Source organism: Actinoplanes derwentensis, assembly GCF_900104725.1.
Classification (GTDB): Bacteria; Actinomycetota; Actinomycetes; order Mycobacteriales; family Micromonosporaceae; genus Actinoplanes; species Actinoplanes derwentensis.
Map to the genome: position 1 here is coordinate 6,614,523 of NZ_LT629758.1, position 21,536 is coordinate 6,636,058.

Here is a 21,536-nt window from a genome sequence, read left to right on the forward strand (position 1 = left end):
CCTCTCCCCTGCGGTCAGTGGTCGGTTTCCAGCTCGGCCAACGGGCGGTCGCCGTCGTCGGCCATGGCGCTGAGCAGATCCCGATAGCGCCCCGCGATGATCGCGGTGAGATCCGGGTGAATCGCGTCGACCGCGATCTCGAAGTCACACCGGAGTCCGTCGGTACGATCGACGATGTTCAGTGACAGCGGGTTGCCGGTGTGCGTGATCGGCAGCGGATCGGCTTCCGACACCGCGAGCCCGTCCATCGACGGCGCCTCGACCTGGCGGTAGAACGACATCGACGTGGTGAACAGCGGGTCCCGCAGGCCCGCTCCGGGCGGGGTGGACTCGGCGATCAGTTCCGCGAACGGGTGGTCCTGGCATTCGAGGCCGGTCACCAGCTGGGTCAGGACCTCGGCCACGTAGTCCGCGACCACCACCTCCGCCGACCAGCGCAGGCGCAGCAGCAGCTGGTTCGAGCAGTAGCCGACCACCCGGTCCAGCTCCGGCGGGCGGCGGGCGGACGCGATCGGCGCGACGACGTCGTCCTGCCCGGTCAGCTGGTGCAGCAGGACGCCCCAGGCCGCGACCAGGTAGGCGAAGACCGTGACACCCTCGGCACGGGCGGCTGCTCGGAGCCGGTCACGGAAGCCGGCGTCGAGGAGGACGCTCTGCCGTACCGCTCGATAGGGGGCGGTCTGCGGCTGTCCTGACATCGGCAGCTCCAGCGTCGGCGCCTCCTTCAGCAGGGCCTGCCAGTGGTCCCGCTGGGCGGCGGCCTCCGGACCGGCTGTGACCCGCTCGTGCCAGTCGACGTACTCCCGGAACTGCACGGCCGGCGGCAGTTGTGGGCTCTCGCCCCGGCGCCCGGCGTTGTACATCGTGATGAGGTCCTCGACGAGGACGCTGTACGACCAGCCGTCCACAGTCGCGTGATGCACGGTCAGCACCAGCAGATGCCGGAGCGGCTCGGTCCGCACCACCGCGGCACGGAACACCGGCCCGCCGGCCATGTCGAGCGGCCGCTCGGCCCAGTCCTGCAGGAACCGTTCGAGTTCACCCTCGCCCTCGCAGGTGTGCTCGGTCAGCGGTGTACCGCCCGGCGGATGGACCACGAGGGTCTCGCCGTCGTCAGCGAGGGTGGTCCGCAGCGATTCATGGCGGTCGGACAGGCCTCGCACGGCGTCGCGGAGCACCGCGTGGTCGAGTGAGCCGTCGAGCCAGAACCCGATGGTCATCTCGTACGCGGGCACGCCTCCCTGGTCCAGGGCCCGCAACTGCCGCTGGGCCAGGGTGCTGCGCCGGGGCGCCGAGTGTGGCGGGGACCCGGCCCGGCCCGTACGACGGTCGGCGATCATGCCGTTGGCCCGCAGTTCGGCGACCGACTCGCGCACCGCACCGCGGATGTGATCGAGATCGGCCTGCTCGTGCGCGGTGGACAGGAAGAAGTTGCGCAACTCCCAGACGAACACGCCCCGGTCGATCAGGTTGAAGTAGAGCGGATCCATGTTCGCCTCGTGCTCGAACCGGAAGAGCGAGGAGAACCGGCGCACCTCGATCGGCACGTCGAGCTCGCGGAAGTCGGCGCTCAGCTCGTTCACGAACGTCTCGGTCTTCCGGTCGAGGTCCTGTTGCAGGCGGGGGCCCTCGGCGCGGAGATGATCGACGACTGCCTTGGCCGCCGCCATGGTCAGCGGATGCTGGTTGAACGTGCCGGCGAAGAAGGTGGACTCCAGCGTCGGGCCGGAGTCGTCACCGAAGTTCCAGACGCCGCCGTCGATGTAGTCCATCACCCCGTCACGTCCGGCGATCACCCCGAGTGGCAGGCCACCACCGATGATCTTGCCGTAGGTGGCCAGGTCGGCGTCGATGCCGTACAGGCCCTGGACACCGGCCGGATGGCACCGGAATCCGGTCACCATCTCGTCGAAGATCAGCTTCGCGCCGTGCGCCCGGGTCAGCTCCCGCAACCGGCGAAGAAAATCCGGATTCTGTACGCCGGGAGTACGCAGCGTCACCGGTTCCGTCATCACCGCCGCGAGTTCCGAGCCGTGCCGGTCGATGAATTCGAGTGCCTCGTCCGTGCCGAACTCGAGCACGTACACGTTCTCCACCGCCCCCGGGGAGACGCCCGGCGCGATCGGCCGGGTGCGGAACACACCGTTCTCGTACGACGGCGCGGCGAGCACACTGTCGAAATGGCCGTGGTACGCGGTGGAGAAGACCACGATCTTGTCGCGTCCGGTGGCCGCCCGGGCGATACGGACCGCGGTCATCACCGCTTCGGTGCCGCTGTTGAGGAAGGCCACCCGTTCCATGCCGGTGAGTTCCAGGATGCCGGCCGCGACGTCCTCGACCAGCCGGGTACGCGGCCCGAGACTGAAGCCGATGTCCAGCCGCTCGCGCAGGGCCGACTCGATCACCGGCGGATTGTGTCCGAGCAGGTGGACGCCGTAGCCGAGAGTCAGGTCGACGTACTCATTGCCGTCGATGTCCCACAGTCGCGCGCCCCGGCCGCGGTCGGCGACGATCGGATACAGCAGCTCCTTGGTCGCGGGCCGGAAACCGATGCTGGACCGGCTGTCGGCGATCATCGGCCGGTACCGCTGGGCGAAGTCCTTCGAGCCCGCCGTCCGGGCACCGAGCCGGTCGGCGAGTGTCTTCAGATACCGTGCGCGCTGCGCAGTCTCCTCGCCGGTGGCCGGCCGGCCGCGCATGCCGGGAGCGAGTGGCAGAACCGATCCGGCCGGAACCGGCCGCTTGGCCGGTGGCGGTGAGGGCAGCGAAACGCCGGGGACCGCCTCGACGGCCGGGCCGGCCACCGCGACCGACTCGCTGCCCGCCAGCAGATCCAGCTGGCGCTGCATGACCAGGAGCTGCTCTTTGATCAGACTCTGCACCGACTGCGAGGCCCCGCCGACCGGCGCCGGCGCCACCGGCTCAGCTGACGCGGCCACGGCGACGGGCACAGCGACAGGCACGGCGACAGGTGATGGCGTGGGCTCGGGCGGCGCCTTCTCCGCCGCGACGTGCGCGGCGACATATCGCGCCAGACCAGCCGGAGTATTCACGTCGCCGAAGACCTGCCGGAGCGACACCTTGCAGCCGTACCGGTCCTCCACCAGCCGCAGCATGCCGAGCAGCGACATCGAGTCCGCCCCGAGGTCGGCGAAGGCCAGGTCCGGGTCCAGCTCGCCGGGATCGAGGTCGAAATAGCCGCCGATGATGGTGACGATCTCACTGAGCAATGGCTCCACGATGTTCTCCTCGTGCATCAAACCGCTCCTGTTCGGCGACCGGCACGGCGGCGAGGCGGTTCTGGCTCCCGCCTCGGATCCAGCTGTGCCACCAGTTGATCGATCGTGGGATTCGCGAGGAGGTCGACGACTCGCAGCGACATGCCGAGCTCCTGCTCGATCCGCCGGGCGAGCCGGACCGCGAGGAACTCGTCGCCGCCCAGATCGAAGAGGCTCAGGTCATAACGGGCGACCGTGGTCCGCAGCACCTCGGACCACAGCTTCGCCAGTGACTGCTTCAGGTCGTCGACGGCCGGGCCGCCGTGGTCCGGCTCGGCCCACTGCCGCTGGACCCGAAGCTCCAGACCGGACTCGGTGACCGTGAGTCGCGACGGCAGGCCGGAGCCCAGCACGCGGTTCAGGATGCCGGCGTCCCACTCCGGCGCCGGGCCGTCCCAGCCGACGCTGATCAGTCCGGTCGCGCCCGATGCTTGCGCGTCGAGGAAACGGCTGGCGGCGGCCTGCCCGGCGTCACCGGCGTCACCCAGCACCGAAGCTGGCGACGACATCAGGACGCCGAAGTCCGCCACCTGATCGGCGAAGACCTCGACCAGCACCGACGCCCCGTGCACCGCCGGAGCGACGGCCGCCCGCCAGGTGTCCCGTGCGGTGCGGTCGATCCGGCGGTTCGACCTGTCGAGCGGCACACCGGCGCAGTGGAACCAGCCGTCGATCCGGCCGAAGCGGTGCCGCGCGGCGTCGGCCAGCTCTCGCATCGCGTTCGCGTCGGTGACGTCGGCGGACGCCGTCATGACGGTGCCACCGAGCCGTTCGACGGCACGTACCGCCTCGATCCTCCGGCTGACCGGGTCGGTGGCACCGTGCTCGGCGATCCACCGGTCGTACGCCTCCGGGGGTGGAAGGTTCGTCCGGCCGGTGAGCACCAGTTTGGCCCCGGCGACGCGGGCCAGGTGACCGGCGATAACCAGGCCGGCCCGGCCCAGACCACCGGTGATGAGGTAAGTGCCGCCGGTCCGTAACCGACTGGCCGGCTCCTCCGACACGGGAACGAATCGCTGGGTCCATCGCTGCCCCTGCCGGAACGCGACCGGAACCGCGGTCGGGGCGGCGACCTCGGCGAGCAGTTGGTCCGGCGTCACGGCGGCCGTGCCGATGTCGACGGCCCGGCAGCGGAGCCCGGCGAACTCGTGGGATATCACGTTCAGCGCGGCATCCGGCATCGCCGCGGCCGGGGCGACGGTCTCCGCGCCGGTGATGTCGTGCACGTCGCGGGCGACCACCGTGAGATGCGCGGCGGCCCGGGCCAGCTGCTTGGCGACGTCGAGCACGGAGAACAGTCCCAGGTCGCAGGCGCCGTCCAGATCCTCGGTCGTGCTCCGGCCCGCAGCGATGTCCAGCGACCACAGGTGCACGACCCGCGTGGGGGACAGTCCGTCGGCGGCCAGCGCGGCGAACAACTTCCGGTAGTCGGCCGGGTCGGTGGGATCGACGACGAAGGTGCCGGTGCCGGGTCGGCTGAAAGCGGTGCCGTGGCGTACCACGACCGGGTCGGCATCGCGGGCCCGCAATGCCGACGCCAGCGAGTCGCCGACCCCGCCGGAGTCCGCGAACAGCAGCCACGGGCCGGCGGGCAGGGCGTCCGGCGGAGGCGCAGCCGCCAGCGGCCCCAGACGCTGCCATGACGGCGCGTAGAGCGACGCACCCGACCGCCGTTCCTGGCCGGTGTCGTAGGGCGACGCACCCGGCCGCCGTTCCTGGCCGGTGTCGTGGGGCGGCGCGGCCGGTTTTCGTTCGAGGCGATGGAAGACGCGGTTCAGTGGCTCGGCCGGCAGCGGGACCCGGCGGGGTCGGCCGCCCGCCCAGTGCGACCAGTCCACCGGCACGCCTTCGGTCCACAGCCGGGCCGCGTCGGCCCACAGCCGGGGCCCCGGGCCGGACGCGGATCCGATCCCCAGCACCGTGCGGCCCGCGAGCGCGTCGGCCAGCCGGTCGCCGTCCCACACGTCGCGGGTCCAGTACCCCGGGTCGAGCGCCCGCGACAGCGGCAGTTCGCCGCCGGTGACGGCCGACAGGAGAACGATCCCCGGTGCTGTCGGGTGCACCTCCGGGACGGTGTCGAGCAGACCGGCCCGCCAGGAGAGCAGCGCGACCGCCTCGGACGGTTCCAGTGTCCCGGCGAAGCAGGCCGCGAGGACTTCACCCGCCCCGGCTCCACCGACCGCGGCCGGGCGCACCCCGGACTTCGTCCACAGTGCGGCGACCGCCCGTACCGCGCTCAGGTTGTCGGCCTTTCGCCCAGCTCCGTCGAGCGCGGGCACCAACGCGGCCAGCGTCGCGAAGTCCTCGGCCGGAATCTCGCTGAACAGGAAGGTGACCTCCGGCGCGGCTCCGGCCGGCGGCCCGGCGGTGACCCGCCCGTCGGCGAGCGCGCGCAACGCGGCCACCGCGGTGGCGGGGTCGTCCGCGGTGACGACGTGGCGGTGCGGCTGGGCCCGCCGCCGGCTCAGCGTGTGAGCCACGTCAGCGAGGCCTGGCGTGTCCGTGTCCTGCAGCGCATCGGCCAGGCGACCGGCCAGACCGCGCAGGGCCCGGTCGCTCTTGGCACTCACCATGAGCAGCCGCGGGCCGTCGGCGGGTGCCGGCCGGGGCGACAGCGGCGGCGCCTCCTCCAGAACGACGTGGGCGTTGGTGCCGCCGAAGCCGAAGGAGCTGACACCGGCTCGCCGGGGAGTCTCACCCGACGGCCAGTCCATCAGTGACGTGTTGATGTAGAACGGGCTGCCCGCCAGTTCGAGCGCGGGATTCGGCCGGCTGAAGCCGGGATGGCCCGGGATCTCCCGGTGCTGGAGCGCCAGCACCACCTTGATGAAACCGATGATCCCCGCCGCCGCGGCCAGGTGCCCGACGTTCCCCTTGACCGAGCCCAGGGCACACCGGCCCGGCTGGGCGCCGCCGTCGACGAAGACCTCACGCAGCGCGGTGAACTCGATGGGGTCGCCCAGAATGGTCGCGGTTCCGTGGGCCTCGACGTAGGTGATCGTGTCGCTGTCGGTCTCGGCGATGGCCTGTGCCTCGGCGATCGCCGCCCGCTGCCCCGCGATGCTCGGCGCCGTGAAGCCGATCTTGTCGGAGCCGTCGTTGTTGATCGCCGAGCCCTTCACGACGGCGAGGATCTGGTCACCGTCCTCGATCGCTTCGGCCAGCCGTTTCAGGGCGACCAGGCCGGCCCCGTCACCGAACGTGGTACCCGCGGCGTCGGCGTCGAAGGGGCGGCAGCGCCCGTCCGGGGACAGGAACATCCCTTCGTTGTGGACGTAGCCCGGGTAGTCGTTGGCGATCACCGACACGCCCCCGGCCAGGGCGATGTCACACTCGCCGGCGAGCAGGCTCTGCGCGGCCAGGTGCACCGCGACCAGCGATGTAGAACAGGCGCTCTGCACGTTGACGCTCGGACCCTGGAGACCGAGCTTGTACGAGATCCGAGTGGTCAGGTAGTCCTTGTCGTTGGCGATCATGAGTTCGGTGCCGTCATAGCTCAGCGGGTCGCAGGAACGGGCCACCACATTGGTCAGGTACGTGTTCATCGACGCGCCGGCGAACACTCCGATGGCCTGATCACCCGTACCGCCGGAGTAGCCGACGGTTTCGAGTAGCTCCCACGCGACTTCGAGCAGGACCCGCTGCTGGGGGTCGAGCAGTTTCGCCTCGCGCCGGGTGTAGCCGAAGAACGTGTGGTCGAAGTCGAACGCGTCCGGCAGGATCGCCGCCCGTTTGACATGACCGGGGTCGCGCATCACCTCGTCCGGCACTCCGGCGGCCCGGAGTTCGGCGTCGGTGAACGTGGTGAGCATGTCGTCGCCGGCACGCAACCGGCTCCAGAGCCGGGTGAGGTCCGCGGCGCCGGGGAACCGGCCGCACATCCCGATCACGGCGATGTCGTTCGCCCGGACCGGGCCCGTCTCGTCGTCGTCAGACATCGCGGCCTCCGTCGGTGTCCTGGCGGTGACGGTCCCGCGCCCGCAGCCGCGCACTGCGGGCGGTTCCCTCCGCCAGTTGCACCCGGCGGCTCGGTGCCCGGCCGCGGTCGGGGCTCGCGCCCGCCGCGGCGGAGCTCTGGCCGAGACGACGGGCCAGGCTGGTGACGGTCGGGTAGCGGAACAGGTCGGGCACCTTCAGCGGCGTGTCCGCCGTCTCGTCGGCGAGCATCTCGTAGACCTGCATCAGCAGCATCGAGTTGCCGCCGAGGTCGAAGAAGTTGTCCTCCGGCCCGATGTCCTCACGGCCGAGCACCTTCTGCCAGGCGGCTGTCACCAGCCGCACCTGGTGCCCGGTGAGTTCGCCGGACGGCGGCGTGGCGGCGACCGGACCGGCCGGGGTGGTGTCCCGGTCGGCGTCGATCGTCAGCGGCAGCTCCGCCACGCTGCGGCCGGGGTCGGTGAGCCCGGCCCGCAGCAGCGTCACGTAGTTGTCGATCAGCTGGCGGGCGGCCGCGGCGGAGAAGACGGACTTGCGGTACTTGAGCAGCCCGACGAGACGGTCGCCGTCCTGCACCACCTCAAGGACCAGTTCGAGCTGGTCGTCCTGCTGATCCAGGCGGAACGGAACCGCGGTCAGTCCGGCCCAGTCGACCGGGGCCGCACCCGGGTCGGCCGCGTACAGCGCCGCCAGCGCCGGATAGCGACTGGGTTTCTGATAGCTGAACATCGCCTGGAAGATCGGGTTCCGGTCGCTCACCCGCCGCGGTGCCAGCTCGCTGACCAGCAGCTCGAACGGATAGTCCTGGTGCTCGAGCGCCTCCACGACGGCACGGCGGGTCCGGGCGAGCTGCTCGCGGAACGGCGCCGCGTCGCTCAGATCGGCACGCAGCACCACAGGGTTGACGAAGTTGCCGACACACTCGGCCAGCGACGGGTCGAACCGGCCGGCGACCGGCGTACCCACCAGCACGTCCTGCTGCCCGGTGTAGCGGCCGACCAGGACCTGAAAAGCGGTCAGCAGCACCGCGTACGGCGTGGCGCCCTGCTCTTTGGCCAGTGTGGACACGCCGTCGGCGAGTGCGGCGGGGAACGGGAACAGCATGGATCCGCCCTCGCCGGTGTCCGCCGGGTCGAGCGCGAACCGTGGCCATCGTGCGGGCTCCAGCTCACCGGAGAGCCGGGTGTGCCAGTAGGAACGCGCCCGGCCACCCCGCTCGCTGGCGATCAGTTCGCGCTGGCGGGAGACGAAGTCGGCGTAGGGGACGTTGCGGTCCGGCAGCCGCACCGGACGGCGGTTCACCTCCGCGAGGTAGAGCTGTTCGAGCTCCGCCACGAGCACGCTGAGCGACCAGAAATCGCACACCGCGTGGTGGAGGGTCAGCAGGACGACAGTCTCCCCGCCCGCCGGCGAGTACACCCGGGACCGGAACAGTGGACCGGTCGCCAGATCGAACGGCTCCCGGTACGCGCCGCGCACCTCGTCCGCGACCCGCGACTCGTCCCACTGCCCGGCGTCCACCTCCGCGACGTCGGGTTCGAGCCATCCGTGCACCGTCTGACGGGCGCCGTCCGGTCCGTCGGCGCCCACCCGGCTGAAGGTGGTGCGCAGGGCCGCATGCCGCCCGACCAGCGACCGGACCGCCCGGTGGAACGCGGCGGAGTCGAACCCGGCGGTGAACCGGGCGGTGAAAGCGACGTTGTAGGAGGCACTGTCCGGGTTCATCCGGTGCAACATCAACAGCGGGCGCTGGGCGTAGGAAAGCGGGTGGTCAGCGCCGGCCGGGACCGGTTCCGCAGCGGCCGGAACCGTCGCGGGCGGCGCGTCGAGAAGGGCCAGACGATCCGTCAACTCCTCGGCGAGCAACCGCAGGGCGTTGCCTTCGAGCAGCCCGCCCAGCGGCAGGTCGACGTCCAGGTCCCGGAAGATCTGGCCACGGACCTCGACGGCCACCAGCGAGTCCAGCCCGGCCTCCTGCAGCGACCGGTCCTCGTGCAGCGCGTCGCCGGACATGCCGAGCCGGGTGGCGAGCATGCCGCGCAGATAGTCGAGCACCAGCTCACGGCTGCGTTCCCGGTCGGCGCCGAGCAGGTCGCGGCGCAGACGACGGCCCGACTCCGCGTCGTCCCGTGGTTCCTGGGTCGCGACGACGGCCCGGTCACCGGGGAACCGGGCCCGGTAGCGGGACCAGTCCACGGTGAACACGCCGTACTGGACGCCCGGTCCGGCCGACAGCCGGTCGAGCGCGGCGAATGCAGATTCGGGCGACAGCGGCGTGAAGCCGGCGTCCCGGAAGCGAGATTGCTGCGGCCCGCTCATCCGGGCCACCATGCCCTCCGCCCACGGTCCCCAGTTGACGCTGAGGGCGGGTAGCCCGAGCCCTCGGCGGTGGTGGGCGAGCCCGTCGAGGAAGGCGTTGGCCGCCGCGTAGTTGGCCTGACCCGGAGCTCCGAGCAGCGCGGCCGTGGAGGAGAACAGGATGAAGTGCTCGAGATCGAGATTCAGGGTGGCCCGGTGCAGGTTCCAGCCGCCGGCCACCTTCGGGGCGAGCACCGTCTGGAACCGATCCCAGCTCAGCTCCGGCAACAGCGCGTCGTCCAGCACACCGGCCGCGTGAACGACGCTGCGCAGGCCGCCCCACTCCCGTCGGGCGCGCTCGACCAGCCGGCCGACCGCGGTCTCGTCGGTGACGTCCAGGCTGACCGTGGTGATCCGCGCTCCGGAGTTCCGCAGCTCACCGATCGGGGTCTCCGGGGCGCGGCGGGAGGCGAGCACCACGTGGCGCGCCCCACGCCGGACCAGCCAGGCGGCGGTGTGCAGCCCGAGCGCTCCGGTCCCGCCGGTGATCAGGTGGCAGCCGTCGGCGCTGAGCGGTCCCGCGGGAGCCGGCGAGGTCGTGTCGAGGTGCAACCGGGGCCGGTGGACACGGCCGTCCCGGATCGCGGCCTCAGCCGGTGCGCCGACGATCATTCCCAGTGCGCGGGGCAGGTCCCGGGGGTCGGCGTCGATCAGCCGGACCCCCAGGTGTGGTGCCTCCAGTGCCACACTTCGACCCAGACCCCAGAGCATCGCGCCGTACGGGTCACCGACCTCGCCCGGATCGTGCACGGCCACCGCGCCGCTGGTGAGCAGCACCACAGAACCCGGCCGGACGGCGGCCCGTGCCAGAGCCGGCAGGCTGCCGCAGGCGACCCGGGTCTGCTGGGGGTCCAGGCCGAGACAGTGCAGGACGTCGGCGGGCCCGGTCTCGCGGAACAGCCGGGCCAGGCTCTCGGCATCCGTGGGGTCCAGCTCGTAGTGATGGTCGTCGTGACGCATGAAGGCCGTACCGACCTCGACGATCACACACTGACTGCCGGCCGCTTCGAGCGCTGCGACAGCCTGCCGCCAGTGCTTGCGGCCGTCGGCGAACACGATCCACCGGCCGGCCGGAAGCGACTCGGCACCGGCCGCGTCACTCGGCTCCCACCTGTCGGCGTAGACACCGGCTTCGGCCGGCCCGCCGGGTGCCGGTGATCCGAAGGACACCGCCCTGAGTTCCAGGCCGACGAGTTCGAGCAGCATGGTGCCGTCGACGTCGACGAGCGAGACGTCGGCCACGGCCCGCGACGCCTCGGCCGCCCGGTGCCGGACGAACGCGACGCCGGTCTCCGCCGTGCGGTGAGCCGCGTGGAACACGGCCCGCTCGATCCGGAACGGGAGCAGCACACCGTCCCCGGAAGCCGCCCGGACGATCCGGGCCGCGATCGCCAACTGAACGCAGGAGTCGAGGATCGCCATCGTCCGCTCGCGCGGTGAGGAGGCGGCGAAACCGAGGTCACCGGTGCTGTCGTCACCGGCCAGCCGCAGCTCGCCGATCCACTGGAAGGTGGGACCGAACCGGAAACCGGCGGCCTCGAACCGCGGGTAGAGCTCGGCCGCCGACAGCGGGCGTCCGGTCCGGTGACTCGACGGATCCGTCCATCGCCGGGCCGGCGAATCGTCCCGGCTCATCCGGCCCTCCGCGTGGACCTGCCAGGACGCGTCGGCGAGGGGGTCGGCCCCGCCGGTCAGGCCGAGTGACTGCGCGACGAACCTGCCGTCCCCGGCCGGGGTGAGCACGAGCTGGACCCGGCGCGGGGTGTCGGTGACCTCCAGCGCGCGCGGGAAGACCAGGTCCTCGACGACCACTGCGGACTCGGGCGACGTGGTCGTCATCGCCTCCACCAGGCACGCCGTGTGGTACGCGCCGGGGACGACCAGACGGCCGGAGATCTCATGGTCGGCCAGGCTGCCCGGAGCCTGCCCGGACACCGTGGTCTCGTACCGCCGCTGTGCGGACTGCGGCAGGGGGAGCCTGTGCAGATCGGGCAGTTCCTGGGAGGGTGCGGCCGGAGCGGCGGCGATCCAGTGCCGGGTCCGGGCGAACGGGTACCGGGGCGCGGCCACCTTGCTCGCCGGTAGCGGCGCGTAGTACCCGGCCCAGTCGACCGGCACCCCGGCCCGTTCCAGCCGGCCCAGGTGGGCCAGGACCGTGGCCGGATCCGGAGTCCGGGCGGCCAGACCCGGCAGCCAGACGACATCCGGGCCGGACTGGGCACGGCCCGACGTGGTGAGCGTCCGGCCCGGACCCACTTCGAGCAGCACCGTGCACTCCCCGGCGAGCAGCTCGGCGGCCCCGGAGGCGAACCTGACCGGGGAGGTGAGTTGGCGTCCCCAGTACTCCGGGCCGATCTCGTCGCGCTTCGCCCACGTGCCGGTGAGGTTCAGCACCATGGGCACGGCCGGTGCCCGGTGAGTGATCCGGTTCGCTGCCGCGACCAGGGCCGGTACGACCGGGGCGACCAGCGCCGAGTGGAAGGCATGCGTGGTCTCCAGGGCGATCGTGCCCCAGCCCCGCTGCCGGAACTCGTCCTCCAGCTCACGCATCTCGCTGTCCGAGCCGGAGACGGTGATCCGCTCCGGCGCGTTGTACGCGGCAACCGACGCCGATCCGCCCTTGGCCTGCACCAGGCGCTCCAGCTCGGCCGGGGCGTCACAGCCGACCGCGACCATCCGGCCGCTGCCGGGAACCGCCGCGAAGGCACGACCGCGCTCGCAGACCAGTGCGAGACCCTCCTCGGGGCTGAGCACTCCGGCCACGCAGGCCGCCGCGTACTCCCCGAGGCTGTGCCCGGCGACCGCGTCCGGGCGTACTCCGCACGTGGCCCAGAACTCCGCCAGCGCGACCTGCAGGAGGAAGACCGCCGGTTGGAGCAGTTCGGCCCGCGCCTGTGCCGCCGGGTCGGCGAACACCTCCAGCGGTTCGGCTCCGGTGAGTTCCCGGAAGAGTTCCGTGTGCCGGTCCAGCGCCGTGCGGAACGCGGGATGCTCCCGGTAAAGCTCGACGGCCATACCGGCGTACTCGGAGCTCTGTCCGGGGAAGAGGAATCCGACCCTCGGCCGGTCCCGCGCGGTCTCGCCGGCGTCGACCGGTCCTTTCCCGGTACGCAGCCACGTCTCGATCCGGTCGGCCGCCGCGGTTGGGGAGTCGGCGACCACGCTGAGCCGGTGCCGCAGAGCGCTCCGGCCGAGGTGGCTGGTGTAGGCCAGGTCCCGCAGGCTCACCTCGGGTTCCCGCAGGCTGCTCGCCCATCGCCCGGCCAGCTCGCGCAGGGCGTCCGGAGTCTTCGCGCTGATCGTGACGAGCTCGTGACCCGGCTGCCGGACCGGGGGCGTCCGGTCGGGCGCCTGCTCCAGCACCGCGAACGCGTTGGTGCCGCCGATGCCCAGGGAGTTGACCGCCGCCCGGCGCGGGAAGCCGGGCATGGGCAGCGGCTGCTCGTTGACGAACAGGCCCGTCCCGGCCAGGTTGAGCCGGGCGTGCGGAGCCGTGAAGTACGGGTTCGGCGGGATCTGCCCCCGGTGCAGGACCAGCGCGGCCTTGATCAGGCCGGCGATGCCGGAGGCCGCCTCCATGTGCCCGATCAGCGCCTTCACCGAGCCGATGGCGCAGGCGCCGTCCTGGCCGAAGATCTTCTTCAGTGCCCCGATCTCGGTGGGGTCGCCGAGTGGCACTCCGGTGCCGTGGGCCTCGAGGTAGCCGATCGACGCCGGGTCGACGCCGGAGCCGGCCAGCGCCCGGTGCATCGCGCCCAGCTGGCCCGGCAGGCTGGCGGCGCCGTAACTCGCCTTGCCACCGCCGTCGTTGTTGATCGCGGTGCCGAGGATGGTGGCGTAGACGGTGTCGCCGTCACGGAGCGCGTCGGCGAGCGGCTTGAGGACGACGACACCCGCCCCGCTACCGAAGATCGTGCCCTGCGCGCTGACGTCGAACGGCCGGCAACGACCGTCCGGGGACAGGATGCCGCCCCGGCGGTACCAGTGCCCGGCATCGGTGGGCAGCCGGATGTTCACTCCGCCGGCCAGTGCCGTCTCGCACTCGCCGCGCAGCAGGCTCTGCACCGCCAGGTGCACGGCGACCAGCGAGGTGGAACAGGCGGTCTGCACGGTCAGGCTGGGGCCGGTCAGATTCAGCTTGTACGACACCCGAGTGGCGAGGAAGTCCTTGTCCGACCCGAGCTGCTCGATCGAGGCCGTCGGGTCGGCCAGCGGCCCGGAGTGCCGCAGCACCTCGGGCAGGTAGCTGGTGAGGACTCCACCGCTGCCGGCGAACACGCCGACCGGGGCCCCGGATCCGGCGCCGGCCGGTACCCGTACGCCCGCGTTCTCCAACGCGTGCCAGCAGGTCTCCAGGAAGACGCGGTGCTGCGGGTCCATGGCGGCGGCCTCACGGCCCGAGATGTCGAAATGGGCCGCGTCGAAGAGGTCGACGTCGTCCAGGGTGGCGGCGGCTTTGACGTAGTCGGGATCGCCGAGCCAGGCCCGGTCCACGCCACCGCGGACCAGTTCCTCGTCGCTGAGGTCGCGGATGGCCTCCCGCCCGGACACGATCAGGTCCCAGAACGCGTCCACGTCCGCGGCGCCGGGGAACCGCGCGGCCATTCCGATGATGGCGATCGGCTGGGTCATACCGGTTCTCCGGTGCCCAGCGGGGCCCGGACCACCGGGTCGTACGCCCGCAGCAGGTCGCCCACCGTGCGGACGCTGGTGATCGGCACCTCGTCGGTGAACGGGTCGGTGTCCAGCTCCATCTCCAGGACCGCGACCAGCCTGGCGAGGTGCAACGACTCCAGTCCCAGCTGATCGACGAGCAACTGGTCGGAGTCCAGGTGATCGACCGGTCCGGCCACCTCGTTCACGATCTCGAGCAGCGCCGTCATGACCGTCTCACGCCTGTTCATTCGAATCACACTCCCGTTCGCATTGCCCCGGTCCCCGTGGCCGGGGTTCAGCAGGTGTAGCCACCGTCGACGGTGATGGTCTGGCCGGTGATGAAACTCGCCGCCGGTGAGGTGAGGAACCGGACGACGCCGAGCACGTCCTCCACCGAACCGAGCCGGCCGAGCGGAGTCCGTCGTTCGATGCGGCGCCGCTGGTCCGGGCCGATCCCCGCGGTCATGTCGCTGTCGAAGTAGCCGGGGGCGACGCTGACCACCCGGATCCCGGCCGGTCCGACCTCCCGGGCCAGGCCGCGCGTCAGTCCGTCGAGTGCGGCCTTCGCCGCGCCGTACACCGCCACGCCGGTCTGCCCGCGCAGCGCGTTGATCGACGACAGGTTGACCACCACACCGTCCCGGCGGGCCAGCATCGGCTTGAGGCAGGCCCGCGCGAGCAGGATCGGCAGCGTCAGGTTGGTCCGCAACGCGGCGTCGATCGCAGCCGGGGAGGTCAGCGTCAGCAGGCCTTCGAGCCCGACCGCGGCGTTGTTCACCAGCACGTCGATCCGGCGGTGCCGGCGCACGACCGCACCGGTGAAGGCCTGGATCGCGTCGGCGTCGGTGCCGTCGACGGCGGACCAGAACAGTGCTCCGGAGTCGTCCGCCGCGCGCAGTCCGGCCAGCTCGGCGGATTCCGTCCGGCTGAAGGTCTCCACCCGGTACCCGCGGTTCAGGAAATCCCGGACGAGTGCCAGCCCGAGCCCGCGACTGCCACCGCTGACGACCGCCACCGGACGCTGATCCACGAGGCTGGTCACAGCGCACCGCCCATGCGCTTGAACCGTTCGCCGTGCAACGGCCGGTCCGCGACGGTGATGACGGCCGGAACCTTGTGGGGTGGCAACGACTCGGCGCAGAGCAGGCGCAGCCGCCGGGCCACTGCCTTGCGGTCCTCGGCCGTGACCAGCTCGACCGTGGCCACGACGATCGCTCCGGTGACCGCGTTCGGGCGTCCGCTCACCACGGCGTCCTTGACGTTGTCCGCCCGCAGCAGCACGTTCTCGACCTCGGCCGGCGACACCTTCTCACCGCCGACGTTGATCAGAGCCGAGAGCCGGCCCAGTACGCGCAGCGAACCGTCCTCGGCCACCTCGACCGCGTCGCCCGTGTCGAGCCACCCGTCGGAGTCGAACGGGTCGGGCGCGTTGAGGTATCCGAGCATGCTGCTCGGCGACTTGATCCAGAGCACACCATCGCGGACGCGGGTGTCGAATCCGTGTCCGCCGACGTCCATCAGCAGTGAGTTCGACGAGACGGATCGGGTGGGCAGGATGCCGGTCTCGGTGAGGCCGTACGTCTGCTTGAACCGCACCTTCGGGAACACCTCGGCCGCATGCGCCAGGGTGACCTCGCGCATCGGCTCGGTGCCGTAGGTGACCAGTTCGAGCGAGGACAGGTCGTGGTCCCGGTAGGCGCCGGAGAGCAGCAGCATGTTGAGGAACGTCGGCGTGGTGGGCAGGACCTGGACCCGGTGACGTTCGATGGCCTCGCAGGCGGTCCTCGGCGTCCGGCGCGGCTCGGTGATCACCGTGCCGCCACCGATGAGGGTGCGGAACAGCGTGTTGACGCCGCCGATGTGGTCGAGCGCCATGAACTGCAGCGTCCGGCGCGGGCGTCCGGCCACCCGGAATCCGCTGAGCAGGCGTGGCAGCGACAGCAGCGCCGCCTTGCTCTCACCCGTCGAACCCGAGGAGAACAGCAGGAGGCCGGCTTCCCCTGCGCCGGTGAGTTTCGTCAGGAGGCCGGGCCGGGGGCCGTCCGGTGCCGGGATCGCCCGGACGGTCCACTCGCCGTCGCCGTGAAATTCGAAGACCCGGCCGGCGTACGCGGTCGCAAGCCGGGCCGCCCGCTGCTCCTCCGGTGGATCGGTGGGGGCGATCGGCACCACGACCGCGCCCCGGATCGCGAGCGCCATGAAGAGCGCGACCACGTCCGGTGCGGCGTAACCGATGATCGCCACGACCTCGCCCGCGGTCGTCCCGAGCCGGTCCAGTTCGGACAGCCAGCCGGTGGTCCGGTCGGCGAGTTCGGTGTACGTGACCGATCCGCCGTACCCGGCCATCGCCTCGGTGTCGCCGAACTCGCGCAAGTCCCGCAGCAGCCAGTCCATCGTGCTCGTCCCCGTTCCGGTCGTCATGCGCTGGCGTCCACATCCGGGAGGAGGTCCCGGAGCGACCGTGCTTCGAAGATCGTCCGGAGCTTCAGTTCACCGCCCAGGACGGTGTCCACCCGGCTGCTGAGCATCATGGCGAGCAGCGAATTGCCGCCGAGCTCGAAGAAGTTGTCGTCGAGATCCGCCCGGGCGACGCCGACCACCTCGGCCACGATCTCGCACAGCCGCCGGGCACGGGGGTCGGTGGGCGGCGGGCTGCCCCGGTACGCGTCCGCCTCGGCGGCCGACGGTTTGAGCCGTAGCAGCGCCGCGCGGTCGAGCTTGCCGTTGGGGGTCGCCGGGAACCGGTCGAGCACCTCCACCCGGTCCGGAAGCAGCGCGGAAGGGAGTCTGCCGCGCAGGAACTCCCGGACGGCGGACGGCGTCAGCTCACCGGCTCCTTCGTCGACCACGATGAATGCCAGGAGCTGGGCCTTCGGTGTGCCGGCGTCGGTCGCAAGGACGGCGGCGCGGTCGATTCCGGGGTGGCGGAGCAACGCGGCCTCCAGCTCACCGGGCTCCACGCGCAGACCGCGGACCTTGATCTGGTCGTCGAGGCGGCCCCAGAACTCCAACTGCCCGTCGGGTCGCAGCCGTCCCCGGTCGCCGGTCCGGTACATGCGCTGCCCGGGTGCGCTGCTGAACGGGTCGGCGACGAACCTCTCGCTGGTGTAGGCGGGCTGTCCCACGTAACCCTGGGCGACCCCGAGCCCGCCGATGCAGATCTCACCCACGAACAGAGTCGGCTGCAACTGCATCTGATCGTCGACGATGTAGAGCCGGGTCGTGCCGGCGGCCCGCCCGGCCACCGGATGCGGGTGTTCGCCGATCTCAGCCCGCGCCGAGTCGATGGTGCACTCGGTGATGCCGAACATGTTGAAAGCGATCAGACCGGGCTGGTCATGCAGGCGCTGCCACAGCCGATCGGACGGGCTCTCGCCACCGATCAGCACCATCTTCGGCGGGTACGGCACGTCCAGGACACCGGCGTCGACCAAGATCTCCATCTGGCTGCTGTTGCAGTCGAGCACCTCGATCGCCGTCGCGGGATCCGCACCCCGGGCCAGAAGCCGGCGCGGGTCGAATCTCTCCTGTTCGTCGAGCAGCAGCAGGCGATGCCCGAAAGCGATCATGCCGAGGCAGTGGTTGACGAAAACGTCGAAGGTGACGGAGCTCAGCGCGCCGACGTTGACCTGACGGCCGGCCGGCAGCCGGGCGTACATCGGCGCCAACTGGGTGGTGGCGAGAGCGACCAGGCTCGCCTGATCGACGAGCACGCCCTTGGGCTGTCCGGTGGAACCCGACGTGAACACCACGTAGGCCGGAGCGGCGGCCTGGCCGGCCAGCAGTCCGGGCACCGAGCCCGTCGCCACCTCGGTGACGGATTCGTCCGCGACGACCAGGGTGACCCCCGCCTCGGCCAGGAACATCCGGCGCCGGGCCTCGGGCTGCTGCGGATCCAGCAGGAGGAAGGCACCACCGGCACACCACGTGGCGAGCATCGCGACGATCAGGTCACCGCGCCTCGGCAGGCAGACACCCACCAGCACGCCGGTACGCACACCACGGGCCCGCAGGTCGGCGGCCATCGTCCGGGCCTGATCGGCCAGTTCGGCGAAGGTGAGCCGGTCCCCGCCCGCGACGACGGCCTCCCGATCCGGGAAGGTCGCGGCGGTCAGCGCGAACAGGTCCCACGCCGACGCGGCCGGTACGGAAACCCGATCGTCGGGTGGTACGTCGTCGGTGCCGAGTGCCAGCGTCTCCGCCAGCGCGGCGCCGTCGAGGGTCGGGATGCCGGCGATCGGGACATCGGGTGCCCGGCACAGCGCCTGCAGCAGGCTCCCGTAGGCCTGCCCGAACCGGTGCATCGCCGCCTCGGAGAACCGCTGCCGGTCGTACTCGATGACGAGGTCGACCCGGCCCGCCAGGCGCCGCACGTCCAGCACCAGGCTGAACTCCAGCCGCTGCGCCTCCGTGGGCTCCGGTATCGGGGTGACCTGAAGACCGTCGAGCGCCCAGGTGTCCTGCCGGTCGATCGAGGCGTAGCTGATGGCCGCTTCGAACAGCGGGTTACGCCCGGCGTCCCGCTGCGGAGCCATCGCGTCGACCACCGCCTCGAACGGCACGTCCTGGTGGTCGAGCGCGTCGTGGATCGTCTCGCTCACGACCTCGAGGAACTGGCCGAAGGACGAACCCGGTGCCACCTGACAGCGCAGCGCCACGGTGTTGGCGAAGAAGCCGATGGTCCGGAACGACTCCGGATCCGGCCGGTTGAACATCTGAGTGCCGACCGTCAGGTCGCTCGTTCCGGCCCAGCGCTGGAGCAGGATGAAGTACACCGCGAGCAGGCCCGCGAAGGGACTGACCCCACGGTCCCGGCAGAACTCCTGGAAGTCCTCCGTCGCGTTCTCGGGCAGGGTGATCGGCAGCCGATGACCGTCGATCCCGTCCGGGCCCTGCCGGCCGTCCTCGGGGAGACGCGCCGGCTGAACACCCGCCAGGTGGCCACGCCAGTAGTCCAGGCCGGCCGGATCGACGCCGGCCGCGTTCTCGGCCAGGCTGAAGTCGGAGTACTGCCCGACGGGCTCGGTCAGGGCTTCCGGGTCGGTGTAGCCGATCCGGAGCTCCTCGGCGAAGACCTGAGCCGAGATCTCGTCGGTGATGACGTGGTGGAAGGAGATCACCAGCAGATGCAGGCGAGGCGCGACCCGGATGACGACGGTTCGCCAGAGCGGGCCCGCGGCCAGGTCGAACGGGACGTCGACGACCCGCCGGGCTTCCGCACGCGCCCAGTCATGACGTTCCTCGAACGATTCGCCGTCCGCCTCCACGACCTCGACCAGAGTCTCGTCGACGTCGTGCACCGCTTGGAAGACCTCGCCGTCGCGTTCATGGATGGTGATCCGCAACGCGTCGTGCCGGCCACGGATCACTCGGAGCGCACGTTCGAGACGGTCGATCTCGAGGTCCCCGTCGACGGTGAACGTGATCCCCCAGATATGAACCGGACTGTCCGGTAGCAGTGCCGTGGCGAAATACATTCTTCGCTGTGCGGACGAGGCGGGAACCACGAATCCCTCCAACCGGTTGGCCATGTCTTCTACGGCGACGGACACGAAAACTGTCCGACCCGGATCAGACCAGACCGAACAGCCGGTCCGGACCAGGCGGACCGGGGAGCTGTCTCGCCGGCGAGACAGCTATTGACGTCCCCTCGCGCACCGGGCATCCGGAACTCTGATGGGGACGGCCATACCGCTTGAATCGGCCGAGCGTCCACGTTCCACCGAGCGGGCCCGCCGGCGTGCTTGCGGCATCGCCGAACGGTGGACCAATCCGTAGGCTTCCGAGATACCGGCCGGATCAATCGACGGGTGGGCACCCATGTACACCATTGAGAAGCTTGCCGACGGCAGCCGGGAACCGATTCTCGTCATCGATTTCCTGACGCCCACGTCGGAGGCACGGATCAGCTCGAAAATCGCGGCGCTCGGAACCGGTCACCCGGTCTACCGCATCGACCCGGTCAGTGACATCTCGCTACTCGGATATCGCGGCGTGGATGATCTGACGGCAGGTTATGCCGAGGCCTGGGCCGACATCGCGGGAACCGGGCCGGTGCTGCTGGTCTCCTACTGCACCGCCGCCCCCCTGGGGCTGAGGATGGCCGAGCTGCTGCAGAAGAACGCGGGCGCCGCCGGTCTGCTGGTCGACCCGTCCTGGCCGGACCTGGCGATGCTGGCCTCGGAGTACGCCGTGATGCGGGCCAAGTTGCGGGTGGACGTCTCGGACGATCCGCTGCCCGCGCTGGACGAGCCCCGGCTCCACGAGTATTTCGAGGAATCCATTCGCCGTGACCTGGTGGCGCACCTCATGAAGCACGGATTCAGCGCCGAGGACGCGAACCGGCGCGGGGCCGAGTTCGTCGCCCGGTGCATGGGCTGGCTGGGTTTCCTGCTGGCGATGTCAGCCGCCGATCAGCAGGAGAGGAGCCGGTTCGCCGATGTTCTGCGCATCCCGGTCGCCGAGGTCCCCGACGGGGCCGGACCCGCCTTCGACTCGACGGTGTCCCGCCACATCGGTGACCTGGTGGCATCGATGCGTGCGCTTCAGCCCTGAGTCTGCGCGCGCAGGGCGACGCACTCGGCCAGCACCGCCCGGTATTCGCCGTCCATCAGGAGCGCCTGCATCGGGAAGTCGATGCCCAGGCCCGACTCGATCCGCTCCATGAAGATGATGGCCATCAGCGAGTCGCCACCCAGATCGAAGAAGTTCTGGTCCTCGGCGGCTTCACCGACTCCCAGGACCTCGCACCAGGCAGCCCGGACCGTCTCCTCCGCCAACTCGCTCATGCCGTCACCTCCGCTTCGCTCCGGCGCCGCCATGAGTTTTCGACTGTGCCCGACGATTCGCTCGCAAGCTCGCTCATGACGCGACCAGGCCGCTGAGCGCATCGCTCAGATCGCTCAGCCGTGGGTTCTTGAAGATGACGCGGGTGGCGCGGGAGATTCCGAGTTCCGCGCTGAGCGCCTGTGAGAGGCGGATGGCGAGGATGGAATTGCCGCCCAGGTCGAAGAAGTCGTCGTCGATACCGACGTCCGTCTTTCCGACAAGCTTCTGCACGGTACCCACGACCAGCGCGTCCATGGGATTCCGGAAATCGCTATCGCTCATGCACCGTCCCTCTCTGATGAAACGCCCGAAGGGCTTACGAACGCACCCTACGACAGCGTCTGTCCCGCCGGCGAGACAGGCGAGACAGGACCGGGTCGCGCTTCCCCCGCCCGCGCAGACGATTGCATCAATCCGGGATACGGCATAAGGATGAGTTCGATGAGAGACGTTTACGCATTTATAAACGTAGATGCCTTA

General features: G+C 70.9%; 10 protein-coding genes. 1 reads left to right on the plus strand and 9 read right to left on the minus strand.

Translation table 11 applies throughout. The features are described 5' to 3' along the window. Window positions 1–14: 14 nt before the first annotated feature. Genes BLU81_RS29045 through BLU81_RS29075 form a run of 7 tightly spaced genes read right to left on the minus strand, consistent with a single transcriptional unit; the run spans window position 15 to window position 19,759 of the window. Window positions 15–3,257, minus strand: a complete 3,243-nt coding sequence (locus BLU81_RS29045) for an aminotransferase class III-fold pyridoxal phosphate-dependent enzyme (protein WP_197685997.1) — start codon at window positions 3,255–3,257, stop codon at window positions 15–17. Beyond that, the gene (locus BLU81_RS29050) at window positions 3,257–7,216 is read right to left on the minus strand and encodes an SDR family oxidoreductase (protein WP_157751829.1); all 3,960 of its coding nucleotides are present in this window, start codon (window positions 7,214–7,216) and stop codon (window positions 3,257–3,259) included. The genes BLU81_RS29045 and BLU81_RS29050 overlap by 1 nt, the downstream gene beginning before the upstream one ends. Further along, window positions 7,209–14,204 (minus strand): type I polyketide synthase, encoded by a 6,996-nt coding sequence (locus BLU81_RS29055; RefSeq protein WP_092548208.1) that lies wholly within the window; start codon window positions 14,202–14,204, stop codon window positions 7,209–7,211. The genes BLU81_RS29050 and BLU81_RS29055 overlap by 8 nt, the downstream gene beginning before the upstream one ends. Continuing rightward, window positions 14,201–14,476: an acyl carrier protein gene (locus BLU81_RS29060; protein WP_157751830.1), complete on the minus strand. Its 276-nt coding sequence runs from the start codon at window positions 14,474–14,476 to the stop codon at window positions 14,201–14,203. The genes BLU81_RS29055 and BLU81_RS29060 overlap by 4 nt, the downstream gene beginning before the upstream one ends. A 47-nt stretch (window positions 14,477–14,523) precedes the next feature. Then, a complete protein-coding gene (locus tag BLU81_RS29065; RefSeq protein ID WP_231953568.1) occupies window positions 14,524–15,270 on the minus strand; it encodes an SDR family NAD(P)-dependent oxidoreductase in 747 nt (248 codons plus the stop codon). Further along, window positions 15,267–16,649 (minus strand): class I adenylate-forming enzyme family protein, encoded by a 1,383-nt coding sequence (locus BLU81_RS29070; protein ID WP_197685998.1) that lies wholly within the window; start codon window positions 16,647–16,649, stop codon window positions 15,267–15,269. The genes BLU81_RS29065 and BLU81_RS29070 overlap by 4 nt, the downstream gene beginning before the upstream one ends. Then, window positions 16,646–19,759, minus strand: a complete 3,114-nt coding sequence (locus BLU81_RS29075) for a non-ribosomal peptide synthetase (RefSeq protein ID WP_092548217.1) — start codon at window positions 19,757–19,759, stop codon at window positions 16,646–16,648. The genes BLU81_RS29070 and BLU81_RS29075 overlap by 4 nt, the downstream gene beginning before the upstream one ends. 289 nt (window positions 19,760–20,048) lie before the next feature. Here BLU81_RS29075 and BLU81_RS29080 point away from each other — a divergent pair, with 289 nt between their 5' ends. Beyond that, window positions 20,049–20,783, plus strand: a complete 735-nt coding sequence (locus BLU81_RS29080; RefSeq protein ID WP_092548220.1) for a hypothetical protein — start codon at window positions 20,049–20,051, stop codon at window positions 20,781–20,783. Here BLU81_RS29080 and BLU81_RS29085 read toward each other — a convergent pair. Next, window positions 20,774–21,016 (minus strand): acyl carrier protein, encoded by a 243-nt coding sequence (locus BLU81_RS29085; protein WP_157751831.1) that lies wholly within the window; start codon window positions 21,014–21,016, stop codon window positions 20,774–20,776. The genes BLU81_RS29080 and BLU81_RS29085 overlap by 10 nt on opposite strands. A 73-nt stretch (window positions 21,017–21,089) precedes the next feature. Then, a complete protein-coding gene (locus tag BLU81_RS29090) occupies window positions 21,090–21,338 on the minus strand; it encodes a phosphopantetheine-binding protein (protein ID WP_092548226.1) in 249 nt (82 codons plus the stop codon). Between the last annotated feature and the right edge of the window lie 198 nt (window positions 21,339–21,536).

Bases quoted from the DNA above. Each gene is read 5' to 3' on its own strand.
- BLU81_RS29045 (WP_197685997.1), bottom strand. From the start codon at position 3,257: ATGCACGAGGAGAACATCGTGGAGCCATTGCTCAGTGAGATCGTCACC.
- BLU81_RS29050 (WP_157751829.1), bottom strand. From the start codon at position 7,216: ATGTCTGACGACGACGAGACGGGCCCGGTCCGGGCGAACGACATCGCC.
- BLU81_RS29055 (WP_092548208.1), bottom strand. From the start codon at position 14,204: ATGACCCAGCCGATCGCCATCATCGGAATGGCCGCGCGGTTCCCCGGC.
- BLU81_RS29060 (WP_157751830.1), bottom strand. From the start codon at position 14,476: ATGAACAGGCGTGAGACGGTCATGACGGCGCTGCTCGAGATCGTGAAC.
- BLU81_RS29070 (WP_197685998.1), bottom strand. From the start codon at position 16,649: ATGACGACCGGAACGGGGACGAGCACGATGGACTGGCTGCTGCGGGAC.
- BLU81_RS29075 (WP_092548217.1), bottom strand. From the start codon at position 19,759: ATGGCCAACCGGTTGGAGGGATTCGTGGTTCCCGCCTCGTCCGCACAG.
- BLU81_RS29080 (WP_092548220.1), top strand. From the start codon at position 20,049: ATGTACACCATTGAGAAGCTTGCCGACGGCAGCCGGGAACCGATTCTC.
- BLU81_RS29085 (WP_157751831.1), bottom strand. From the start codon at position 21,016: ATGAGCGAGTTGGCGGAGGAGACGGTCCGGGCTGCCTGGTGCGAGGTC.
- BLU81_RS29090 (WP_092548226.1), bottom strand. From the start codon at position 21,338: ATGAGCGATAGCGATTTCCGGAATCCCATGGACGCGCTGGTCGTGGGT.